Annotated in this window: 23 protein-coding genes and 1 tRNA gene; 22 read left to right on the top strand and 2 right to left on the bottom strand. The window is 64.3% G+C overall.

Annotation, left to right across the window (positions count from 1 at the left end; all coding sequences use genetic code 11):
- Positions 1 to 44 precede the first annotated feature (44 nt).
- The gene (gene tsaD, locus BLW48_RS22900) at positions 45 to 1,085 is read left to right on the top strand and encodes a tRNA (adenosine(37)-N6)-threonylcarbamoyltransferase complex transferase subunit TsaD (RefSeq protein ID WP_093177651.1); all 1,041 of its coding nucleotides are present in this window, start codon (positions 45 to 47) and stop codon (positions 1,083 to 1,085) included.
- Here the strand turns inward: tsaD and BLW48_RS22895 are convergent.
- Positions 1,042 to 1,776 carry an alpha/beta hydrolase-fold protein gene (locus BLW48_RS22895; RefSeq protein WP_093057858.1) on the bottom strand — a complete coding sequence of 245 codons (735 nt, stop codon included), beginning with the start codon at positions 1,774 to 1,776 and terminating at the stop codon, positions 1,042 to 1,044. The two genes, tsaD and BLW48_RS22895, sit on opposite strands and share 44 nt — an antisense overlap.
- A gap of 187 nt (positions 1,777 to 1,963) precedes the next feature.
- A complete protein-coding gene (locus BLW48_RS22890) occupies positions 1,964 to 2,335 on the bottom strand; it encodes an Hsp20/alpha crystallin family protein (protein WP_093177650.1) in 372 nt (123 codons plus the stop codon).
- A gap of 124 nt (positions 2,336 to 2,459) precedes the next feature.
- Between BLW48_RS22890 and BLW48_RS22885 the strand changes: the two genes are divergently transcribed.
- The 21 genes from BLW48_RS22885 to nuoL all read left to right on the top strand — a co-directional run bounded on the left by BLW48_RS22885 (position 2,460) and on the right by nuoL (position 22,882).
- The gene (locus tag BLW48_RS22885) at positions 2,460 to 3,752 is read left to right on the top strand and encodes a branched-chain amino acid ABC transporter substrate-binding protein (protein ID WP_093177648.1); all 1,293 of its coding nucleotides are present in this window, start codon (positions 2,460 to 2,462) and stop codon (positions 3,750 to 3,752) included.
- Between the two features lie 27 nt (positions 3,753 to 3,779).
- Complete coding sequence (locus tag BLW48_RS22880; RefSeq protein WP_093177647.1) at positions 3,780 to 4,952, top strand: pyridoxal phosphate-dependent aminotransferase; 1,173 nt, start codon at positions 3,780 to 3,782, stop codon at positions 4,950 to 4,952.
- A gap of 81 nt (positions 4,953 to 5,033) precedes the next feature.
- The gene (locus BLW48_RS22875) at positions 5,034 to 5,942 is read left to right on the top strand and encodes a DMT family transporter (RefSeq protein WP_371127566.1); all 909 of its coding nucleotides are present in this window, start codon (positions 5,034 to 5,036) and stop codon (positions 5,940 to 5,942) included.
- Positions 5,943 to 6,058: 116 nt separating this feature from the next.
- Positions 6,059 to 6,325, top strand: a complete 267-nt coding sequence (rpsO, locus tag BLW48_RS22870) for a 30S ribosomal protein S15 (RefSeq protein ID WP_007837783.1) — start codon at positions 6,059 to 6,061, stop codon at positions 6,323 to 6,325.
- 206 nt (positions 6,326 to 6,531) lie between these two features.
- Positions 6,532 to 8,835, top strand: a complete 2,304-nt coding sequence (pnp, locus tag BLW48_RS22865; protein ID WP_093057854.1) for a polyribonucleotide nucleotidyltransferase — start codon at positions 6,532 to 6,534, stop codon at positions 8,833 to 8,835.
- A gap of 90 nt (positions 8,836 to 8,925) precedes the next feature.
- Positions 8,926 to 9,924 carry an NAD(P)H-quinone oxidoreductase gene (locus BLW48_RS22860; protein WP_093177644.1) on the top strand — a complete coding sequence of 333 codons (999 nt, stop codon included), beginning with the start codon at positions 8,926 to 8,928 and terminating at the stop codon, positions 9,922 to 9,924.
- A gap of 20 nt (positions 9,925 to 9,944) precedes the next feature.
- A complete protein-coding gene (gene tpiA / locus BLW48_RS22855) occupies positions 9,945 to 10,709 on the top strand; it encodes a triose-phosphate isomerase (RefSeq protein WP_371127564.1) in 765 nt (254 codons plus the stop codon).
- A 36-nt stretch (positions 10,710 to 10,745) separates the two neighbouring features.
- Complete coding sequence (gene secG, locus BLW48_RS22850) at positions 10,746 to 11,147, top strand: preprotein translocase subunit SecG (RefSeq protein ID WP_093057851.1); 402 nt, start codon at positions 10,746 to 10,748, stop codon at positions 11,145 to 11,147.
- Positions 11,148 to 11,266: 119 nt separating this feature from the next.
- A tRNA-Leu gene (locus BLW48_RS22845) sits at positions 11,267 to 11,351 on the top strand.
- A gap of 67 nt (positions 11,352 to 11,418) precedes the next feature.
- A complete protein-coding gene (locus tag BLW48_RS22840) occupies positions 11,419 to 11,778 on the top strand; it encodes an NADH-quinone oxidoreductase subunit A (protein WP_012748607.1) in 360 nt (119 codons plus the stop codon).
- A 12-nt stretch (positions 11,779 to 11,790) separates the two neighbouring features.
- Positions 11,791 to 12,270 (top strand): NuoB/complex I 20 kDa subunit family protein, encoded by a 480-nt coding sequence (locus BLW48_RS22835; protein ID WP_007837763.1) that lies wholly within the window; start codon positions 11,791 to 11,793, stop codon positions 12,268 to 12,270.
- 13 nt (positions 12,271 to 12,283) lie between these two features.
- Positions 12,284 to 12,895, top strand: coding sequence for an NADH-quinone oxidoreductase subunit C (locus BLW48_RS22830; RefSeq protein ID WP_093177641.1), 612 nt, complete (start codon positions 12,284 to 12,286; stop codon positions 12,893 to 12,895).
- A 1-nt stretch (position 12,896) separates the two neighbouring features.
- A complete protein-coding gene (locus BLW48_RS22825) occupies positions 12,897 to 14,150 on the top strand; it encodes an NADH-quinone oxidoreductase subunit D (RefSeq protein ID WP_093057849.1) in 1,254 nt (417 codons plus the stop codon).
- A gap of 10 nt (positions 14,151 to 14,160) precedes the next feature.
- Positions 14,161 to 14,700: an NADH-quinone oxidoreductase subunit NuoE family protein gene (gene nuoE, locus BLW48_RS22820; protein ID WP_093057848.1), complete on the top strand. Its 540-nt coding sequence runs from the start codon at positions 14,161 to 14,163 to the stop codon at positions 14,698 to 14,700.
- Complete coding sequence (gene nuoF, locus BLW48_RS22815) at positions 14,700 to 16,040, top strand: NADH-quinone oxidoreductase subunit NuoF (RefSeq protein WP_093057847.1); 1,341 nt, start codon at positions 14,700 to 14,702, stop codon at positions 16,038 to 16,040. Before nuoE ends, nuoF begins: the two co-directional genes overlap by 1 nt.
- 20 nt (positions 16,041 to 16,060) lie before the next feature.
- Positions 16,061 to 18,232, top strand: coding sequence for an NADH-quinone oxidoreductase subunit NuoG (nuoG, locus tag BLW48_RS22810; protein WP_093177639.1), 2,172 nt, complete (start codon positions 16,061 to 16,063; stop codon positions 18,230 to 18,232).
- Complete coding sequence (gene nuoH, locus BLW48_RS22805) at positions 18,229 to 19,308, top strand: NADH-quinone oxidoreductase subunit NuoH (RefSeq protein WP_093177638.1); 1,080 nt, start codon at positions 18,229 to 18,231, stop codon at positions 19,306 to 19,308. The genes nuoG and nuoH overlap by 4 nt, the downstream gene beginning before the upstream one ends.
- A 17-nt stretch (positions 19,309 to 19,325) precedes the next feature.
- Complete coding sequence (gene nuoI / locus BLW48_RS22800) at positions 19,326 to 19,847, top strand: NADH-quinone oxidoreductase subunit NuoI (protein WP_042579825.1); 522 nt, start codon at positions 19,326 to 19,328, stop codon at positions 19,845 to 19,847.
- Positions 19,848 to 19,885: 38 nt separating this feature from the next.
- The gene (locus BLW48_RS22795; RefSeq protein ID WP_093057845.1) at positions 19,886 to 20,536 is read left to right on the top strand and encodes an NADH-quinone oxidoreductase subunit J; all 651 of its coding nucleotides are present in this window, start codon (positions 19,886 to 19,888) and stop codon (positions 20,534 to 20,536) included.
- Positions 20,533 to 20,841: an NADH-quinone oxidoreductase subunit NuoK gene (nuoK, locus tag BLW48_RS22790; protein WP_019653383.1), complete on the top strand. Its 309-nt coding sequence runs from the start codon at positions 20,533 to 20,535 to the stop codon at positions 20,839 to 20,841. Before BLW48_RS22795 ends, nuoK begins: the two co-directional genes overlap by 4 nt.
- 7 nt (positions 20,842 to 20,848) lie before the next feature.
- On the top strand, positions 20,849 to 22,882 hold the full coding sequence (nuoL, locus tag BLW48_RS22785; protein WP_093057844.1) for an NADH-quinone oxidoreductase subunit L: 2,034 nt from the start codon (positions 20,849 to 20,851) through the stop codon (positions 22,880 to 22,882).
- Positions 22,883 to 22,900 lie beyond the last annotated feature (18 nt).

The following is a 22,900-nucleotide window of genomic DNA, read 5'->3' as shown; positions in this document are numbered from 1 at the left end:
CCCTTCGCGGGTGCCGGGGGAGGGCGCCGCCTACACTCGGCGGCATGCTCTTGTTGGGAATCGAATCATCTTGCGATGAAACCGGCGTGGCGCTGGTCGAGTCGCACGGCGACGCGCTGCCGCTGCTGCTTTCGCACGCGCTGCACAGCCAGATCGCCATGCACCAGGCCTACGGCGGCGTGGTGCCCGAACTGGCCAGCCGCGACCACATTCGCCGCGTGCTGCCGCTGACCGAAGCCGTCATGGCCGAAGCCGGCCGCACGCTGGGCGAGATCGACGTGGTGGCCTACACGCGCGGGCCGGGCCTGGCGGGTGCGCTGCTGGTGGGCGCCGGCGTGGCCTGTGCGCTGGGCGTGGCGCTGGGCAAGCCGGTGCTGGGCGTGCATCACCTTGAAGGGCATCTGCTGTCGCCGTTCCTGAGCGCCGATCCGCCGGAGTTTCCGTTCGTCGCGCTGCTCGTGTCGGGCGGCCACACCCAGCTGATGCGGGTGGACGGCGTGGGCCGCTACGAGCTGCTCGGCGAGACCATCGACGACGCAGCCGGCGAGGCCTTCGACAAGAGCGCCAAGCTCATGGGCCTGCCGTATCCCGGCGGGCCGTGGCTCGCGAAGCTGGCCGAAGGCGGCAATGCCACGGCCTTCAAGCTGCCGCGACCGTTGCTGCACAGCGGCGATCTCGATTTTTCATTTGCCGGCCTGAAGACGGCCGTGCTCACGCAGGCCAAGAAGCTCGGCGACCAGCTCGAAGCGAACAAGGCCGACTTGGCAGCGTCCACGCAGGCGGCCATCGTCGAGGTGCTGCTGAAGAAGTCGCTTGCCGCGCTCGACCAGACCGGGCTCAAGCGCCTGGTGGTGGCGGGAGGAGTGGGAGCCAACAGGAATCTGCGCGAACAGCTGAACGCTGCGTGCGCGAAGCGCAAGGTGCGCGTGCACTACCCGGAGCTGCACCTGTGCACCGACAACGGCGCGATGATCGCCATGGCTGCGGCAATGCGGCTGCAGTCAGGGCTGTCGCAGGCGAGCGAGCGCTATGCCTTCGACGTCAGGCCGCGATGGCCCATGGCTTCGCTACCGGAGACTGCGTAAGCAGTTGCTTTGATCGGCCGATTGCCGGCAGCGGCAGCACGTCGAGCACGTTGCGCCACAGCTGGCGCCACTGCGGCCAGTCGTGGCCCCCCTCGGTCGTGAAGACGCGTCCCGGCGGCAGGGCGTCGGCCAGCAGCTTGTGGTTGCTGGCAAAGCGGTCGTCGAGCCCGAAGCCCAGGTACAGCGGCGGCAGGTTCTGCGACGGCTGGGCTTCCAGGTACTGCTGGAAGAAGGGCCAGAGCTTGCGGTCGGGCTCTTCGTCGGGCTGCGGCCCGGTAGGCGCCTGCCAGGTGCGCAGGCCGCCGGCCTTCTTGATCTCCGCGCCGAGCACCCGGCGTCCCAGGTAGGGCGCGAGCGCCACGATGCCGTCCACCGAGCCCGGCCGCGCCAGTTCGTGAATGAGCGCGCCGAAGCCGCCGATGGAAATGCCCACGAGCCAGATCGACTTGTAGCCCTTGGCGCGCTGCGGCTCGATGACCTCGGTGTGGAGGCGATCGCTCAGCGTCTGTTCGTAGTAGTAGGAAACATCCGCGTCCACCAGCAGGGAGTCGGCCGCCAGATGGCGTTCGCGCACGGCTGCGATGAACCCTTCGCGCTCGAACTCGTCGGGCTTCAGGTACGCCCCGGGCAGGAACACCAGGAGCGTGTCGGATTGTTCGTTGGGGTTGGCGGATTGAAGGTGCGTTTTCATGGTGCCTTTGGGGCACCCGAACCGCACCGTAGCGAGTTCGGTGCGTTTACGAGACGCCCACGAAGAAGAAAGTTCTAAGAAAACGTCACATCATGTGACGTTATCTAGCGCTATTGTGAATAAGGTGCTCGTTTAAAGTCAAAACGAGGCCTTAACTAACATTTTCCTCTTGTGGGCATAGGCCAAATTAGTTGATTTGTAACTGAGTGGCCTGGCTCACGGGGACCAGCTTGCCGAGCTTCAGCGTGAGCACGCCGTTCTCGAGCTTTGCTTCGCTGGTGGCCACGTCGATGTCCTGCGGCAGCTCGTAGGCCGCCTTGAACTGGCGCTTGGCTTCGGCCTTGCTGTCGATGCGCAGCACGGCGCCTTCGATGCTGATCGCGAGGTCTTCGCGCGTGAAACCCGGCACGTCGAGCGAGAGGGTCCAGCTCTTGTCGTCCTGCTCGACCAGCGGCGAGTGGCGGGCACCGGCGAAGGCATCGTTCACGAAGCGTTCGAACGAGCGGTCATAGGCGCGGGGAGCGAAGCGGGCGGTGCGAAGGGTGGGGGCGAAAAACATGATGAAGAACTCCTGAATCAACACAATGGGGACAAGGAATGTGTGTCCCTTACACTGCGCGGCCGTTCAATCGTGAGTGCCGCTTGAGACCTCATCTAGGCCCCGCGGCACGCGTTTCAAGACAATGAATCCCCCCTTTATTTGGCGTCGCGAGGCCTTGAAATTCGCGGCGCTGGCGCTATGCGCGAGGCCCTTCGCCGCGCTGGCACAAGCATCGGTTTCATCGCCACCTGCGCCCATTCGCCTGGCACTCATCGAAAGCATGAGCGGCCCCTTCGCCAACACCGGCGAGGCCGTGTTCCGCAATCTGTTGTGGGCGGTGGAGCGCGTGAATGCGCGTGGCGGCATCAAGCTGCCCGGCGGCGCGCGGCCCCTGCAGCTCGACCGCTACGACAGCAAGGGACAGAACGAAGAAGCGCTCTCCGCGCTGCGCGCCGCGATGGACGACGGCGCGCGCATCGTGCTGCAGGGCAACTCGTCGGCCACGGCCGCGGCGCTGGTCGATGCCATCGACAAGAACAACGAGCGCGACCCGTCGCGGCGCGTGATCTTCCTCAACTACGCGGCGGTCGACCCGGTGCTCACGAACGAGCGCTGCAGCTTCTGGCACTTTCGCTTCGACGCCCATGCCGACATGCGCGTGGCAGCGCTGATGGACGTGGTGAAGGACGACGCAGCGCTCAAGCGCGTCTACCTGATCGGACAGGACTACAGCTTCGGCCAGGCCGTGCTGCGCGAGGCGCGCCGGCAGCTTGGCGCACAGCGGCCCGACGTGGAGATCGTCGGCGACGAACTGCACCCGATGGGCAAGGTGAAAGACTTTGCGCCCTATGCCACCAAGATCATCGCGAGCGGTGCGCAGGCCGTGGTCACGGGCAACTGGGGCAACGACCTCACGCTGCTGGTGAAGGCGACCCGCGAAGCGGGCTTCAACGGCACCTTCTATACCTTCTACGGCAATGCGCTCGGTGCGCCCGCAGCCATCGGCGATGCGGGCATCGGGCGCGTGATCGCGGTGGCCGACTGGCTGCCCAACGTGCAGACGACGCAGTCCGAAGCCTTCTACCGCGCCTTCCGCGCGCGCTTTCCGAAGCCGGCCGAAGACTATGTGCACATGCGGCTGGCGCTGATGATCGAAGCGCTCGTACAGGCCGTCGAACGCGCGGGCAGTGTCGACGCGGTGCCTGTGGCACGCGCGCTGGAGCAGGCCGACGTGAGCCTGTACGGCCAGCGCGGGCGCATGCGCGCTGCGGACCACCAGTTCCAGCAGCAGCTCGTGGTCGGCGTGATGGACAGGCAGGGCAGGCCGGGCGTGCAGTTCGACGTCGAAGGCTCCGGCTACGGCTTTCGGGTGGTCAAGACCATCGCCCCCGAGCGCGCCGAGCTGCCGACCTCGTGCAAGATGAAGAGACCTTGATGACGATGATGAACAGGACAACCAGACATGCGTGAAGCCATCCACAACCTCGAAGCGTCGAAGATCCGCGAAGTCGCCAATGCCGGCATGGGCCGCGACGACGTGCTGGCCTTCTGGTTCGGCGAAAGCGACGAAGTCACACCCGAGGTGATCCGCCAGTCGGCCATCGAGTCGCTGCAGCGGGGCGAAACCTTCTACGCCCACAACCTCGGCCTGCCCGAACTGCGCGAAGCCATCGCGCGCTACACCAGCGGGCTGCATCCGGCGGTCGATGCCTCGCGCATCGCCGTCACCTCGGGCGGCGTGAGCGCGCTGATGCTCGCGGTGCAGGCGCTGGTCGACGCGGGCGACGAAGTGGTCGCCGTGACGCCGGTGTGGCCCAACCTGACGGCGCAGCCCGCGATCATGGGCGCGCACGTGCGCACGCTCCCGCTGGTGCCGGTGAACGGCCAATGGACGCTCGACCTGCCCGCGTTGCGCGCAGCGGTCACGTCGAAGACGAAGCTGCTGATCGTCAACGCGCCGAACAACCCCACGGGCTGGACCATGACGCGCGACGAGCAGCAGGCCGTGCTCGACCATTGCCGCAAGACCGGCACGTGGATCCTTGCCGACGAGGTGTACGAGCGGCTGTACTACGAGCCGACGCCCAATGGCTGCGCGCCGAGCTTCCTCGACATCTCGAAGCCTGACGACCGCCTCGTCGTCACGCACAGCTTCTCGAAGAGCTTCCTGATGACGGGCTGGCGCCTCGGCTGGCTGGTGCTGCCGCCTTCGATGGTGGACGGCATCGGCAAGCTGATCGAGTTCAACACCTCATGCGCCAGCGTGTTCACTCAGCGCGCCGCCATCACCGCCATCGAGCACACGAGCGAGATCACGCCGCGCGTGGTGGTGCACCTGAAGCAATGCCGCGACACGCTGGTGCCGCTGCTGGCGGCGCTGCCGGGCGTGCAGGTGGCCTCGGCCAAGGGCGGCATGTACGCCTTCTTCCGGCTCGAAGGCTTCGGCGATTCGCTCGAAGTGGCCAAGCGGCTGGTGGCAGAGGCGGGCCTGGGGCTCGCGCCGGGCAACGCCTTCGCACCTGAAGCGCAGGGCTGGCTGCGCTGGTGCTTTGCGTCGAAAGACCCGCAGCGGCTGGTGAAGGGCGTGGAGCGGTTGCGCAACTGGCTCGCGGAACAACAACCCGGCAAGGGCTGAGCCGGCTGCAATTTCGTTCAATACGCGGCGCGCCGGGGCCGCGAAGCTCGGGCTTTTCTCGAAAGCGAAAGGTCCGGCATGTTGTCGCAACGGTTGAAGGGGATGGCGCTGTGCGCGCTGGCGATGGTTACGGTCGGCAGCACGGTGGTGGCCAGCAAGGTCATCGCGGGCGGGCTGCCGCCGTTCACCGCGACCGCGCTGCGGTTCGCGATGGCGCTGCCGGTGTTCCTGGTGCTGCTGCGGCTGACCCGCACGCCGTGGCCGCGGCCCGGCCGGCGGGATCTGGCGCTGCTGGTGTGCCAGGCGGGGCTGGGGAGCGTGGGCTACACCGTGCTGCTGATCCTTGGCGTGCGCTGGGCACCGGCGGCCAGTGCGGGCGTGGTGGCGGGCACCCTGCCTGCTGTGGCGGCGCTGGTGGCGGTGATTGCGCTGCGCGAGCGGCCGGGGCGGTTTCTGGTGGGCAGCATCGTGCTGGCGACGGCGGGGGTGCTGGCGATCAGCTGGCCCGGGGCGGGCCAGGCTTCGGCGGGGGACTCAAAATCCCCGGCGGCGCTGATCGGCAACCTGCTGGTTTTGGGCGCGGTGGTTTGCGAGGCGATGTTCATCCTGCTCAACAAGCGCCTGCGGGTGCCGGTGCGTCCGCTGGCGCTGTCGACGCTGATGACGGCCTTCGGGTTGCTCCTGTCGTTGGTGCCGGCGCTGTTCGAGCGAGCCTGGGAGCACCCCTTGCCGGCGGAGGCGCTGGCTGGTGTCGCCTACTACGCGTTGGTGCCAACGGTGCTGGGCTTCGTGCTGTGGTTTGCCGGATCTTCCCGGCTGCGCGGGGCTGAAGCAGCGCTTTTTACCGCCGTTCTGCCGGTCTCGGCGCTGGCGCTGGCCGCGCTCTGGCTGGGCGAAAGCATCAGCCTGGCGCAGATCGGCGGGGCAGCCTGCGTGCTGGGCGCCGTGGGGCTGGCTTCGCTCGATGGAAGGCCCCCAAAAAAGGCCTGAAAGCCCGATCAGGACGGTCGGGCTATAATTCCAAGGCTTTGCATGCCGCAAGGCGCACGGTGGGTGCAGTTCCAGCGCACACCGCAAGTCAAACATCCCGGAACAAGGAAATCAACATGATCGCAGCCTCCATCAAGGCAGAAGTTGTCAAGGACAACGCCCGCGCCGCCAACGACACCGGCAGCCCCGAAGTGCAAGTCGCACTGCTGACCGCCCGCATCAACGAGCTCACCCCCCACTTCAAGACGCACGCCAAGGACCACCACGGCCGTCGCGGCCTGCTGCGCATGGTGAGCCGCCGCCGCAAGCTCCTCGACTACCTCAAGTCCAAGGACGCCGACCGTTACACCGCGCTGATCGCCAAGCTGGGTCTGCGCAAGTAAATCGAATCGCATGAAAAAACGCCTGGGTTAGTCCGCTAGCTCAGGCGTTTTTTACTTCGCGATCCACTTTCGGAGTGCCCAAACAGAGCGAAGCTGTGTCATTCCAATGAAGTTCGCCCCGAGCTTCGCTGGAATGGCATCGTGTTCTGAGAAGCCTCCGTCTCTTGCGGACTCTGTGTAGTCCGCTATCAAAACAGGAGCAAAACATGAGCCTCTTCAACAAAGTCACCAAGTCGTTCCAATGGGGCGACAAGACCGTCGTCATGGAAACGGGTGAAATCGCCCGCCAGGCCAGCGGTGCCGTGCTCGTCGACATCGACGGCACCGTCATCCTCGCGACCGTGGTTGCCTCCAAGTCGGCCAAGGCCGGCCAGGACTTCTTCCCGCTGACCGTCGACTACATCGAGAAGACCTACGCCGCGGGCAAGATCCCCGGCAGCTTCTTCAAGCGCGAAGCCAAGCCCAGCGAACACGAAACGCTGACCAGCCGCCTGATCGACCGCCCGATCCGCCCGCTGTTCCCCGAAGGCTTCCTGAACGAAGTGCATGTGGTCATCCACACCGTGTCGCTCAACCCCGAAGTCGATGCCGACATCGCCGCCATGATCGGCGTGAGCGCTGCGCTGTCGATCTCCGGCGTGCCGTTCAACGGCCCGATCGGTGCAGCCCGCGTGGGCTACATCAACGGCCAGTACGTGCTGAATCCGGGCCAGACGGCTCGCAAGGATTCGCAGATGGACCTCGTCGTTGCCGGCACGCAATCCGCCGTGCTGATGGTCGAATCCGAAGCCCTGCAGCTCAGCGAAGAAATCATGTTGGGCGGCGTGGTGTTCGGCCACGAGCAAGCCAATATCGCCATCAACGCGATCCATGAACTCGTGCGCGACGCCGGCAAGCCGGTGTGGGACTGGAAGGCCCCCGCCGAAGACGAAGCCTTCGTCGCCAAGGTCAAGGGCCTGGCCGAAGACAAGCTGCGCGCCGTCTATCAAATTCGCAGCAAGCAAGCCCGTACGCAAGCCCTGCGCGAAGCCAACGCCAGCGTGCTCGAGGCACTGAAGGCCGAAGGCGCCGAGTTCGACTCCGGCAAGGTCAGTGACCTGCTGTTCGCCATCGAATCGAAGATCGTGCGCAGCCAGATCCTGTCGGGCGAGCCCCGCATCGACGGCCGCGACACGCGCACCGTGCGTCCCATCGAAATCCGCAACTCGGTGCTGCCCCGCACCCACGGTTCGGCGCTGTTCACGCGCGGCGAAACCCAGGCGCTGGTCATCACCACGCTCGGCACCGAACGCGACGCACAGCGCATCGATGCGCTGGCCGGCGAATACGAAGACCGCTTCCTGTTCCACTACAACATGCCTCCCTTTGCCACTGGCGAAGTGGGCCGCATGGGCTCGACCAAGCGCCGCGAAATCGGCCACGGCCGCCTGGCCAAGCGCGCGCTCGTCGCCGTGTTGCCGAACAAGGAAGAATTCCCGTACACGGTTCGCGTGGTGTCGGAAATCACCGAGTCGAACGGCTCGTCGTCGATGGCTTCGGTCTGCGGCGGCTGCCTCTCGATGATGGACGCCGGCGTGCCCATGAAGGCGCACGTGGCCGGCATCGCCATGGGCCTGATCAAGGAAGACAACCGCTTCGCGGTGCTGACCGACATCCTGGGCGACGAAGATCACCTGGGCGACATGGACTTCAAGGTTGCGGGTACCACCAACGGCATCACCGCGCTGCAGATGGACATCAAGATCCAGGGCATCACCAAGGAAATCATGCAGGTTGCACTGGCACAGGCCAAGGAAGCGCGCATGCACATCCTGGGCAAGATGCAGGAAGCCATGGGCGAGGCCAAGGCCGAAGTCTCCAGCTTCGCACCGCGCCTGACCACGCTGAAGATCAACCCCGAGAAGATCCGCGACGTGATCGGCAAGGGCGGCTCGGTCATCCGTGGCCTGCAGGAAGAAACCGGCACGACGATCAACATCGACGAAGACGGCACCATCACCATCGCTTCGACCGATCCGGAAAAGGCCGAGCTGGCCAAGAAGCGCATCGAGCAGATCACGGCCGAAGTCGAAATCGGCAAGGTCTACGAAGGCCCGGTCACCAAGATCCTGGACTTCGGCGCGCTCATCAACCTGCTGCCCGGCAAGGACGGCCTGCTGCACATCAGCCAGATTGCGCACGAACGCGTCGAGAAGGTGACCGACTATCTGAGCGAAGGCCAGATCGTCAAGGTCAAGGTTCTGGAAACGGACGAGAAGGGCCGCGTCAAGCTGTCCATGAAGGCCCTGACCGAGCGTCCGGCCGGCATGGAATACAGCGAGCGCCCGCCGCGCGAAGACCGTGGTGATCGTGGCGAGCGCCGTGACCGTGGCGATCGCGGCGACCGCGGTGGTGACCGTGGCGAGCGCGCACCGCGCTTCAACAACGAGCAACAGCAGCCGCGCAACGAGCAGCCGCAGGCTCCGGCCGGCGAGCAGCAGCAACAAGCCCCGCGCGAGCCTCAGGAGTAAGAAGGGCGCAACGGCGGTCCTCCGGCTGCCGTTGCTATCTTTTGAACATCAAGCTTCGCCCCATCTGCGGGCGTTGGAGGCCGAAAGACCATGAAAGCCATTGAAATCACTTCGTACGGTGCCCCCGAGGTGCTGCGCGTTGCGCAGCGTCCCGACCCGGTAGCGGGTGCGGGCGAACTGCTGATCCGTGTGGCGGCAAGTGGCGTCAATCGCCCGGACGTGCTGCAGCGCAAGGGGCACTACCCCGTGCCGCCGGGCGCTTCCGATCTGCCGGGCCTCGAAGTGGCCGGCGAGATCGTCTCGGGTGACGCTGCGGCGCTGGCCGAGGCGGGCTTCAAGGTTGGTGACCGTGTCTGTGCGCTGATCGCCGGTGGCGGCTATGCCGAGCTGTGCGTGGCGCCCGTGGCGCAATGCCTGCCGGTGCCCAAGGGGTGGAGCGATATCGATGCAGCTTCGCTGCCCGAAACCTTCTTCACCGTCTGGAGCAATGTGTTTGACCGCGGCCGCCTGCAAAAGGGCGAGACGCTGCTGATCCAGGGCGGCTCGAGCGGCATCGGCGTCACGGCGATCCAGATCGCCAAGGCGCTCGGTGCGACCGTGATCGTCACGGCCGGCAGCGACGACAAGTGCGAAGCCTGCCTGAAGCTCGGCGCCGACCATGCCATCAACTACCGCACGAGCGATTTTGTCGAAGAGGCGAAGAAGCTCACCGGCGGCAAGGGTGTGGACGTGGTGCTCGACATGGTTGCCGGCGACTACGTGGCGCGCGAGATCGAGTGCCTGGCCGAAGATGGCCGGCTCGTGATCATCGCGGTGCAGGGCGGCGTGAAGAGCGAGATCAATGCGGGCCTCGTGCTGCGCAGGCGGCTCACGATCACCGGCTCGACGCTGCGTCCGCGGCCAGTGGCGTTCAAGGGCGCCATTGCCAAGGCCCTGCGCGAGAAGGTGTGGCCGCTGCTGGAAAGCGGCGCAATCAAGCCCGTGATCCACAGCATCTTTGCGGCGGTGGGCGAGCCCAGCGGCGCAGCCCAGGCTCACGCGCTGATGGAATCGAACCAGCACATCGGCAAGATCGTGCTGACATGGTGAGTGACGAGAAGACGAACGCGATGACGACCAAGAAGAAACTGATCGCTGGCAACTGGAAGATGAACGGCAGCCTGGCTGCCAACGAGGCGCTGGTGAAGGCCTTGCAACAAGGCCTGGCCGCAAGTCCGGCGGCTTGCGATGTGGCGCTGTGCGCGCCCGCGCCGTACTTCGCGCAACTGCAGTCGCTGCTGGCGGGTTCGCCGGCACTGGCGTTGGGCGCGCAGGACATTTCGGCTCATCCGCAAGGCGCCTTCACCGGTGAGCAATCGGCGGCGATGCTGAAGGACTTCGGTGTGCGCTATGCCATCGTCGGTCACTCCGAGCGTCGGCAATACCACGGCGAGACCGATGAAGCGGTCGCGGCCAAGACGGCGGCAGCGCTGGCCAATGGAATCACGCCGATCGTCTGTGTCGGCGAAACGCTGGCACAGCGCGAAGCAGGGCAGACCGAAGAAGTCGTCAAGCGTCAGTTGGCTGCGATCATTCATGTGAACGGCCATTGCATCAGCGAGATCGTCGTGGCGTACGAGCCTGTCTGGGCCATCGGTACGGGCAAGACGGCCACGCCGGAGCAGGCGCAAGCGGTGCACGCGGTGCTGCGCGCGCAGTTGCATCACGCAGCGAGCGAGCATGCTGCCGGCATCCAGATTCTTTATGGCGGCAGCATGAATGCCGCCAACGCCGCAGAACTGCTGGCGCAGGCCGACATCGATGGCGGCCTCATCGGTGGCGCTTCGCTCAAGGCGCCCGATTTTCTGCAGATCATTTCCGCCGCTGCGCGCTGAACGCGCAACGGCTGTATCACTTAGGAGTAAGAACGAATGAACCTGGTCCTCAATCTACTGGTCGGTGTGCAGATGCTGACGGCCCTCGCAATGATCGGCCTGATCCTGATCCAGCACGGCAAGGGCGCCGACATGGGTGCGGCCTTCGGCAGCGGAAGTGCTGGCAGCCTGTTCGGTGCCAGCGGCAGTGCCAACTTCCTCTCGCGCACCACGGCCGTGCTTGCGGCGGTGTTCTTCGCATGCACGCTGCTGCTGGCCTATTTCAGCCACGCACGTCCCGCAGGTGGCGGTAGTCTTCTGGAGCGCGCTGCAGTGGGTGCACCGGCCACGCCGGCTTCTGGTGCAGCGAGTGAAATTCCTGGTGCGGCGGCTCCCAGTGCGCCTGCTTCGGCTCCTGCTGCCCCGGTTTCGGGCGCGGGTCAGATTCCGAGCAAGTAATCAACTCGTTTTCATGAGTTGCCTGTGAGAAATGGCTTCATTTCAGGGTAAACTCTAAATCTGTTCGGAAAGCCAAATGCCTCTTGCAGGTACCTCATGCCATCCGAACAGCAAAAACCGCGGTCGTGGTGAAATTGGTAGACACGCTATCTTGAGGGGGTAGTGGCGAAAGCTGTGCGAGTTCGAGTCTCGCCGACCGCACCAAATCTCATCGGCAGAAAGCCTCATCCAGAGGCTTCTCTTGCCGGTGGCAAGCGGTGAAAAACTCTCGATGAATCTCGACTCCTACCTCCCCGTCCTTTTGTTCATTCTGGTCGGAGTCGGCGTAGGCGTCGCCCCTCAGGTCATCGGATACATTCTCGGCCCCAACAGGCCCGACGCCGCAAAGAACGCTCCCTACGAGTGTGGCTTTGAAGCCTTCGAGGACGCACGCATGAAGTTCGACGTGCGCTACTACCTCGTTGCGATTCTCTTCATCCTGTTCGACCTCGAAATTGCCTTTCTCTTTCCGTGGGCCATTGCGCTCAAGGAGATCGGTGCTGTCGGCTTCTGGGCCATGATGATCTTTCTCGCCATCCTCGTCGTGGGCTTCGCCTACGAGTGGAAAAAAGGCGCGCTCGACTGGGAATGACAAGGAATCACGATGGCCATTGAAGGCGTTCTCAAAGAAGGTTTCGTCACCACCACCTACGACTCGGTGGTGAATTGGGCGAAGACCGGATCTCTCTGGCCGATGACCTTCGGCCTCGCATGCTGTGCGGTGGAAATGATGCACGCGGGTGCCGCCCGCTACGACATCGATCGTTTCGGCATGCTGTTTCGCCCCAGCCCACGTCAGTCCGATCTGATGATCGTGGCCGGCACGCTGTGCAACAAGATGGCTCCGGCCTTGCGCAAGGTCTACGACCAGATGCCCGAGCCGCGCTGGGTGCTGTCGATGGGTTCGTGCGCGAATGGCGGTGGCTACTACCACTACAGCTATTCCGTCGTGCGCGGCTGCGACCGCATCGTGCCGGTCGATGTCTACGTTCCGGGTTGCCCGCCCACCGCCGAGGCTTTGCTCTACGGCGTGATCCAGTTGCAGCAGAAGATTCGCCGCACCAACACCATTGCCCGCGCCTGAGGGATTGCCGACGATGACTGACTTTGCAATTTCGCCGGAGGTGCTGCGCGCCACCATCGCCGAGACGCTCGGCGCCAAGGCCAGGAGCGTGACGCTCGCCCTGGAAGAGGTGACCGTGGTGGTCGGCGCCGCCGACTACATCGAAGCCGCCTTGCTGCTGCGCGATGCGCCTGGCTGCCGCTTCGAGCAGCTGATCGACCTCTGCGGCATGGACTACTCCGACTACCGCGAAGGTGAGTGGCAGGGCGAACGCTACTGCGTCGTCACGCACCTGCTGTCGGTAAGCCTCAACCAGCGCGTGCGCCTGAAGGTGTTCGCGCCGAACGAAGACCTGCCTGTGGTCGATTCGCTGCAGCCCGTCTGGAATGCCGCCACCTGGTTCGAGCGCGAAGCCTTCGACCTCTACGGCATCGTGTTCGACGGTCACGACGACCTGCGCCGCATCCTGACCGACTACGGCTTCATCGGCCATCCGTTCCGCAAGGACTTCCCGGTGTCGGGTCACGTCGAGATGCGTTACGACGAAGAACAGAAGCGCGTGGTCTACCAGCCGGTTTCCATCGAGCCGCGCGAAATCACCCCGCGCGTGATCCGCGAAGACAACTACGGCGGCGGTTTGCACTGATATGGCCGAAATCAAGAACTACACACTCAACTTCGGTCCCCAGCACCCTGCGGCACACGGCGTGCTGCGCCTGGTGCTCGAGCTGGACGGCGAAGTGATCCAGCGCGCCGACCCCCACATCGGCCTCCTGCACCGCGCGACCGAGAAGCTTGCCGAATCGCGCACCTTCATCCAGTCGCTGCCGTACATGGACCGTCTCGACTACGTGTCGATGATGAGCAACGAGCACGCGTACTGCCTCGCCATCGAGCGGATGATGGGCCTCGAAGTGCCGATCCGCGCGCAGTACATCCGCGTGATGTTCGCCGAGATCACCCGCCTGCTGAACCACCTGCTGTGGCTCGGTGCGCACGGTCTGGATTGCGGTGCGATGAACATGCTCATCTACTGCTTCCGCGAGCGCGAAGACCTGTTCGACATGTACGAGGCCGTGTCCGGCGCGCGCATGCACGCGGCGTACTTCCGTCCGGGTGGCGTCTACCGCGACCTGCCGGATGCAATGCCGCAGTACAAGGTCAGCAAGATCAAGAACGCGAAGGCTATCGAGAAGCTCAACGAGAACCGCCAGGGCTCGCTGCTCGACTTCGTCGACGACTTCTGCAAGCGCTTCCCGAAGATGGTCGACGAGTACGAGACGCTGCTCACCGACAACCGCATCTGGAAGCAGCGCACCGTGGGCATCGGCGTGGTCACGCCGGAGCGCGCGCTGAACCTCGGCTTCACCGGCCCCATGCTGCGCGGCTCGGGCATCGAATGGGACCTGCGCAAGAAGCAGCCCTACGACGTCTACGACCAGATGCAGTTCGACGTGCCCGTCGGCAAGACCGGCGACTGCTACGACCGCTACCTGGTCCGCGTCGAAGAGATGCGCCAGGCCAACAAGATCATCCAGCAGTGCTCGGCCTGGCTGCGTGCCAATCCCGGTCCTGTCATCACCGACAACCACAAGGTCGCCGCGCCCGCGCGCGAATCGATGAAGGCGAACATGGAGGAGCTGATCCACCATTTCAAGCTCTTCACCGAAGGCTTCCACGTGCCCGAAGGCGAAGCGTATGCCGCCGTCGAGCATCCGAAGGGTGAGTTCGGCATCTATCTCGTGAGCGACGGCGCCAACAAGCCGTACCGCCTGAAGATCCGCGCCCCTGGTTTCCCGCACCTCGCCGCCCTCGACGAAATGTCGCGCGGTCACATGATCGCCGACGCTGTCGCGGTGATCGGCACGATGGACATCGTGTTCGGCGAGATCGACAGGTGAGAAAGAGCGAATGACGACTTCCTCGACCCACCATGACGCGGCGCCCTCGGCGCCGTTGAAGACTACGATCCTCGAGCGCTTTGCGCGCGAGGTCGCCAAGTACCCCGAAGCAGGCAAGCAATCCGCGGTGATGGCCTGTCTCGCCATCGTCCAGCAGGACGAGGGCCACGTCAGCCTGCAGCGCGAGCGCGAGATTGCCGAGTACCTCGGCATGGCGCCCATCGCCGTGCATGAAGTGACGACCTTCTACAACATGTACAACCAGCATCCGGTGGGCAAGTTCAAGCTCAACGTGTGCACCAACCTGCCTTGCCAGCTGCGCGATGGCGTCACCGCCCTCGTGCACCTCGAGAAGAAGCTCGGCATCAAGATGGGCGAGACCACGGCCGACGGCCTGTTCACGCTGCAGCAGAGCGAATGCCTGGGCGCCTGCGCCGATTCGCCCGTGATGCTGGTCAACGACCGCACCATGTGCAGCTTCATGAGCAACGAGAAGCTCGACCAGCTCATCGAAGGCCTGCGCGGTTCCACCAAAGGGGAGGCTGCCTGATGTCACCCGAACAAGTGCTCCAGCAGTTCCAGGCGACGGGCGTCCAGACCTGCTTCCATGACCGTCACATCGAGCCGCAGATCTATGCGGGCCTCGACGGCACCAACTGGCGTCTGGCCGACTACGAAGCGCGCGGCGGCTACCAGGCGCTGCGCAAGATCCTCACCGAGGGCCTCACGCCCGACCAGGTGATCGCCGAAGTCAAGGCTTCGGGCCTGCGCGGCCGTGGCGGCGCCGGTTTTCCGACCGGCCTGAAGTGGAGCTTCATGCCCCGCCAGTTCCCGGGCCAGAAGTACCTCGTCTGCAATTCGGACGAAGGCGAACCGGGCACGTGCAAGGACCGCGACATCCTGCAGTTCAACCCGCACATCGTGATCGAAGGCATGGCCATCGCCGCGTATGCGATGGGCATCAGCGTGGGCTACAACTACATCCACGGCGAGATCTTCCAGAGCTACGACCGCTTCGAGGAAGCCCTCGAAGAGGCGCGCGCCGCCGGCTACCTCGGCGACAAGATCATGGGCAGCACGTACAACTTCCAGTTGCACGCCGCCCACGGCTTCGGCGCCTACATCTGCGGCGAAGAAACCGCGCTGCTCGAATCGCTCGAAGGCAAGAAGGGCCAGCCGCGCTTCAAGCCGCCGTTCCCGGCCAGCTTCGGCCTGTACGGCAAGCCGACCACCATCAACAACACCGAGACCTTCGCGGCGGTGCCCTGGATCATCCGCAACGGCGGTCCGGCCTACCTCGAATGCGGCAAGCCGAACAACGGCGGCACCAAGATCTACTCGGTGAGCGGTGACGTCGAGCTGCCCGGCAACTACGAAGTGCCCATGGGCACGCCGTTCTCCAAGCTCCTCGAGCTGGCCGGCGGCGTGCGCAAGGGTCGCACGCTGAAGGCCGTGATCCCCGGCGGATCGTCGGCGCCGGTGCTGCCGGCCGACATCATGATGGCCTGCACCATGGACTACGACTCCATCGCCAAGGCCGGCTCCATGCTCGGTTCGGGCGCGGTGATCGTCATGGACGACAGCCGTTCGATGGTCGAGTCGCTCAAGCGCCTCTCGTACTTCTACATGCACGAGTCCTGCGGCCAGTGCACGCCGTGCCGCGAAGGCACGGGCTGGCTCTACCGCGTGGTGGACCGCATCCACAACGGCCAGGGCAAGCCCAGCGACCTGCAACTGCTGGACTCCGTCGCCGGCGACATCATGGGCCGCACCATCTGTGCGCTCGGCGATGCGGCAGCGATGCCGGTGCGCGCCATGATCAAGCACTTCCGTCACGAGTTCGAAGCCCTGATCCCGGGCTACGTTCCGACGGCGCCCGTCAAGGCCTGAGCGCGAGAAGAAACATACTCATGATCGAAATCGAACTCGACGGCAAGAAGGTCGAAGTGACCGAAGGCAGCATGGTGATGCATGCTGCCGACAAGGCGGGCACGTACATCCCGCACTTCTGCTATCACAAGAAACTCAGCATCGCGGCCAACTGCCGCATGTGCCTCGTCGACGTGGAAAAAGCGCCCAAGCCGATGCCGGCCTGTGCCACGCCCGTCACGCAAGGCATGATCGTCCGCACCAAGAGCGAAAAGGCCATCAAGGCGCAGCAGTCGGTCATGGAGTTCCTCCTGATCAACCACCCGCTGGATTGCCCCATCTGCGACCAGGGCGGCGAATGCCAGCTGCAGGACCTGGCCGTTGGCTACGGCGGTTCTTCTTCGCGCTACGAAGAAGAAAAGCGCGTCGTGTTCCACAAGGACGTGGGCCCGCTGATCAGCATGGAAGAAATGAGCCGCTGCATCCATTGCACGCGCTGCGTCCGCTTTGGCCAGGAAGTGGCCGGCGTGATGGAGCTCGGCATGTCGCACCGCGGCGAGCACTCCGAAATCGAAACTTTCCTCGGCGACTCGGTCGACTCCGAACTGTCGGGCAACATGATCGACATCTGCCCGGTCGGCGCGCTCACGAGCAAGCCCTTCCGCTACAGCGCCCGCACCTGGGAACTGTCGCGTCGCAAGTCGGTGAGCCCGCACGACTCCACCGGCGCCAACCTGATCGTCCAGGTCAAGAACAACCGCGTGATGCGCGTGGTGCCGCTCGAGAACGAAGACGTCAACGAATGCTGGATTGCCGACCGCGACCGCTTCTCGTATGAAGCGCTCAATGGCCCGGAACGCCTGACGCAGCCCATGCTGAAGCAGGGCGGCCAGTGGCAGCAGGTCGACTGGCAGACGGCGCTCGAGTACGTTGCCAATGGCCTCAAGCAGATCAAGGCCGACCACGGCGCGCAAAGCATCGGCACGCTGGTCAGCCCGCACAGCACGCTCGAGGAGCTGCAGCTCGCAGCCTTGCTCACGCGTGAACTCGGCAGCGACAACATCGACTACCGCCTGCGCAACGCCGAATTCACGGCGTTCGAAGGCGTGCGCTGGCTCGGCACCTCGATCGCTTCGCTCACGCAAGTGCAGCGCGCGCTGGTCGTCGGCTCGAACCTGCGCAAGGAACATCCGCTGTTCGCACAGCGCATCCGCCAGGCCGTGCGCAAGGGCGCCGCGCTGTCGGTGATCACCTCGGCCAGCCTGATGGCTGCCCGCGACGCCTGGGCCATCGACGTGGCGCAGGCGTCCATCGTCGAAGCCGATCAATGGGTCGAGGCGCTGGCCGCAGTTGCTGCCGCCATCGGCCAGACCAATGGCGCAGCCGCGCCCCTGGCACCGAAGAACGCGCCTGACGCCGCCGCGCAAGCCATCGCAGCCTCGCTGCTGAGCGGCGAACGCAAGGCCATCCTGCTCGGCAATGCAGCTGCCCACCACGCACAAGCCAGCAGCCTGCTGGCCCTGGCGAACTGGATCGGTGCGCAAACGGGCGCCACCGTCGGCTACCTGACCGAAGCCGCCAACACCGTTGGCGCGCAGATCGTCGGCGCTTTCCCGAAGAACGGCGGCCTCGATGCCGGCCGCATGCTCGCTGCCGGTTCCGGCCTGAAGGCCGTGATGCTGCTGAACACCGAGCCGGTGTTCGACTCGGCCGCTGGCGCCGCCGCTGCCGATGTCATCGGCAATGCGCAAATGGTCGTCACGCTGAGCCCCTTCAAGGCCAACCTCGAGTTCAGCGACGTGCTGCTCCCGATCGCTCCGTTCACGGAAACCCCCGGTACCTTCGTCAATGCCGAAGGCCGCCTGCAAGGTTTCCATGCCGTCGTGAAGCCGCAAGGCGAAACGCGTCCGGCGTGGAAGGTGCTGCGCGTGCTGGCCAACCTGCTGGGCCTGCCCGGCTTCGCGTTCGAATCGACCACCGAGGTGCTGGCCACCATCGGTGACAAGGGCGCGGTGCCGGCGAATGCGCTGAACAACGCCACTTCCGCCAATGCCGTCGCTTCCAGCGGTGCAACTGCTGCACCCGTGGTCGCGAGCATCTACCAGCTCGACTCGATCGTGCGCCGCGCACCGTCGCTGCAACTGACTGCCGACGCGCGCAATGCATCGGCTGGATCGAACGTGTCGGCGCGTGCCGAGGAGGCACTGGCATGATCGTCGACACCATTCATGGCTTCGGCCAGGGGCTGGTTGCCACAGGCTGGTGGACCGCCGTGGTCTGGCCCCTTATCTGGACGCTGATCAAGATCATCGTGGTCGTGATCCCGCTGATGCTGGCTGTGGCGTACCTCACGCTGTGGGAACGCAAGGCCATCGGCTTCACGCAGATCCGTATCGGCCCGAACCGCATCGGACCGCTGGGCCTGCTCCAGCCGATCGCCGACGCGCTCAAGCTGATGACCAAGGAAATCATTCTTCCGACGGTCGCCAACAAGGGCCTGTTCCTGCTGGGCCCGATCATGACCATCATGCCGGCGCTCGCCGCATGGGCCGTGATTCCCTTCGGCCCCGACGTGGCGCTGGCCAACATCAACGCCGGCCTGCTGTTCGTGATGGCCATCACCTCGCTCGAGGTGTACGGCGTGATCATCGCCGGCTGGGCCTCGAACTCGAAGTACGCCTTCCTGGGCGCGCTGCGCGCCTCGGCACAGATGGTGAGCTACGAAATCGCGATGGGCTTCTGCTTCGTCGTGGTGCTGATGGTCACCGGCAGCCTGAACATGAGCGAGATCGTGAACGTTCAGGGCAAGGGCATGTTCGCCAACATGGGCGTCGGCTTCCTGTCGTGGAACTGGCTGCCGCTGCTGCCGATCTTCGTCGTGTACTTCATCTCTGGCCTGGCCGAGACCAACCGTCACCCGTTCGACGTGGTGGAAGGCGAGTCCGAAATCGTTGCCGGCCACATGATCGAGTACTCGGGCATGAGCTTCGCGATGTTCTTCCTGGCCGAGTACGCCAACATGTGGCTCGTCTCGATCCTGACCGTGGTGCTGTTCCTCGGCGGATGGCTGCCGCCGTTCGAGTTCCTGAGCATCATTCCGGGCTGGATCTGGCTGGGCCTCAAGACCTTCTGCGTGGTCACCATGTTCCTGTGGGTGCGTTCGACGTTCCCGCGCTTCCGCTATGACCAGATCATGCGTCTGGGCTGGAAGATCTTCATTCCCGTCACCCTCGTGTGGCTGGTCGTGGTCGGTGGCTGGATGCAGACGCCGTTCAACATCTGGAAATAACAGGAAGCGCCAACATCATGTCTGCTGCGCACACCGCAACACCGTCCGCGCCGTTCTCGCTCAAGGACTTCCTGGGCAGCTTCATGCTGTTCGAGCTGTTCAAGGGCCTGGCCATTACCGGCAAGTACGCCTTCGCTCGCAAGATCACGGTGCAGTTCCCCGAAGAGAAGACGCCGCTGTCGCCGCGCTTCCGCGGCCTGCACGCGCTGCGCCGCTACGAAAACGGCGAAGAGCGCTGCATTGCCTGCAAGCTCTGCGAAGCCGTCTGCCCGGCGCTGGCCATCACCATCGAATCGGATGTGCGCGACGACGGCTCGCGCCGCACTACGCGCTACGACATCGACCTGACCAAGTGCATCTTCTGCGGCTTCTGCGAAGAGAGCTGCCCGGTCGATTCGATCGTCGAGACGCACATCTTCGAATACCACGGCGAAAAGCGAGGCGACCTGTACTTCACCAAGGACATGCTGCTGGCCGTGGGCGATCGCTACGAAAAAGAAATCGCAGCGAACAAGGCGGCTGACGCCAAGTACCGCTGATTCCGACCAGCCCGAACCCCGTACCAATTCGAATTCCAATGGACGTCAAGACTGGTCTGTTCTATCTGTTTGCCGTGGTGCTGCTGTTTGCAGCGTTCCGCGTCATCACCGCCCGCAACCCCGTGTACGCCGCGCTGTACCTGGTTCTGGCCTTCTTCCAGGCATCGGCCATCTGGCTGCTGCTGCGCGCCGAGTTCCTCGCGATCTCGCTCGTGCTGGTGTATGTCGGCGCCGTGATGGTGCTCTTCCTGTTCGTGGTGATGATGCTGGACATCAACGTCGATGGCCTGCGGGAGGGCTTCTGGAAGCACTTTCCGCTGGCGGCAGGCGTGGGCGCGCTGATTGCGCTCGAAATGGCGGCCGTGCTCATGGGCGGTTTCCGCCTCGGCGAGCCGCGCGCTGCTGCCGGTGCGTTGGGGGCCAACACTTCCAATACGCTCGAACTCGGCAAGCTGCTTTACTCCGAATACCTCTACCCGCTGGAAATTGCCGCGGTCATCCTGCTCGTGGCCATCGTGGCTGCCATCGCGCTGACGCTGCGCACCCGCAAGGACAGCAAGTACGTCAACCCGGCCGACCAGGTCCGCGTGAAGGCGCGCGACCGCGTGCGCATCGTGCAGATGCCGGCAACGCGTGCTGCCGAGCCTGTGGTTGAAGCTGCGGACGCTGCAAAGGAAAACAAGGCATGACGCTCACGCTCGGACACTTTCTTTCGCTCGGCGCGATGCTCTTCGCGCTGTCCGTGATCGGCATCTTCCTGAACCGCAAGAACCTGATCGTCCTGCTGATGGCCATCGAGCTGATGCTGCTCGCGGTCAACATGAACTTCGTGGCGTTCTCGCACTTCCTGGGCGACATGCACGGCCAGATCTTCGTGTTCTTCATCCTGACGGTGGCCGCGGCCGAGTCGGCCATCGGGCTGGCGCTGCTGGTTCTGCTGTTCCGCAACAAGTCGAACATCAACGTCGACGAACTCAACTCGCTCAAGGGTTGAAAGCAACATGAGCGCAACCCTTTCCGCATCCACCTTGCTGGCCGTGCCGCTGGCACCCCTGGTCGGCGCCGCTGTCGCCGGCCTGTTCGGCACCAAGTTCGGCGGCAATCACATCGGCCGCAAGGTCACGCATTCGCTGACCATCCTGGGCGTGCTGGTCGCCTTCATTATCTCGGCCATGACGCTCAAGAGCGTGGTGGCCGACGGCGCCCGCTTCAACGAAACCATCTATGAATGGATGGTCGTGGGCGGCCTGAAGATGGAAGTCGGCTTCATGGTCGACGGCCTCACCGCCATGATGATGTGCGTCGTGACCTTCGTGTCGCTGATGGTCCACATCTACACCATCGGCTACATGGAAGAAGACGACGGCTACAACCGCTTCTTCGCGTACATCTCGCTGTTCACCTTCTCGATGCTGATGCTCGTCATGAGCAACAACATGCTCCAGCTGTTCTTCGGCTGGGAAGCGGTGGGCCTGGTGTCGTACCTGCTGATCGGTTTCTGGTTCAACAAGCCGACCGCGATCTTCGCGAACATGAAGGCCTTCCTGGTCAACCGTGTGGGCGACTTCGGCTTCATCCTCGGCATCGGCCTGATCGCCGCCTATGCCGGCACGCTGAACTACACCGAGGCCTTTGCCAAGGCCGGCACGCTGGCCGGTATCACGTTCCCGGGCACCGAGTGGATGCTCATCACCGTGATCTGCATCTGCCTGTTCATCGGCGCGATGGGCAAGAGCGCCCAATTCCCGCTTCACGTGTGGCTGCCCGACTCGATGGAAGGCCCGACGCCCATCTCCGCGCTGATCCACGCGGCAACGATGGTGACGGCCGGCATCTTCATGGTGGCGCGCATGTCGCCATTGTTCGAGCTGAGCGATACGGCACTGAGCTTCATCCTCGTGATCGGCGCCATCACCGCGCTGTTCATGGGCTTCCTGGGCATCATCCAGAACGACATCAAGCGCGTGGTCGCGTACTCGACGCTCTCGCAGCTCGGCTACATGACGGTGGCGCTCGGTGCCTCGGCCTACTCGGTCGCGGTGTTCCACCTGATGACGCACGCGTTCTTCAAGGCGCTGCTGTTCCTCGGCGCCGGCTCGGTGATCATCGGCATGCACCACAACCAGGACATCCGCTGGATGGGCGGCGTGCGCAAGTACATGCCGATCACCTGGATCACCTCGCTGCTGGGTTCGCTCGCGCTGATCGGCACGCCGTTCTTCGCTGGCTTCTACTCGAAGGACAGCATCATCGAAGCGGTGCACGAAAGCCACCTGTGGGGCGCGAACTTCGCGTACTACGCGGTGCTGGCCGGCGTGTTCATCACGGCGTTCTATTCGTTCCGCATGTACTTCCTGGTCTTCCACGGCAAGGAACGCTACGACCAGAACCCCGATGCGCACCATGACGACCATGGCCACGGTCATGACGATCATGGTCACGGCCATGACCAGAAGCCGCACGAATCGCCTTGGGTCGTCTGGCTGCCGCTGGTGCTGCTGGCCATCCCCTCGGTGGTGATCGGCTTCATGACGATCGAGCCGATGCTGTTCGGCGAGTTCTTCAAGAACGCGATCGTCGTGGACGGCACCAGGCACCACGCCATGAAGGAACTGGAAGAAGCCTTCCACGGCCCGGTGGCCATGGCCATCCACGGCCTGCAGGCTGCGCCGTTCTGGCTGGCGCTGGCTGGCGTGGTCCTGTCCTGGTACATGTACATGATCAACCCGGCGCTGCCGGCGGCAATCAAGCGCGCCTGCGGCCCGATCTACCGCCTGCTCGAGAACAAGTACTACATGGACTGGTTCAACGAGAACGTCATTGCCCGCGCCACGCGCGCGCTTGGCACCGGTCTGTGGAAGGGTGGCGACCAGGCCCTGATCGACGGAGCCGTCGTCAACGGTTCGTGGAAAGTGATCGGCCGGATTTCGGGTGTGGTGCGCTGGATGCAGTCTGGCTACATCTACCACTACGCCTTCGCGATGCTGCTCGGCATCTTCATCCTGATGACGTACTTCGTCTGGTTCAAACGCTGAGCCTAGCGCTGGAGAAAA

This window comes from Variovorax sp. YR266 (genome assembly GCF_900107295.1).
Taxonomy (GTDB): domain Bacteria; phylum Pseudomonadota; class Gammaproteobacteria; order Burkholderiales; family Burkholderiaceae_C; genus Variovorax.
This window is presented reverse-complemented; position numbering and strand designations above follow the sequence as displayed.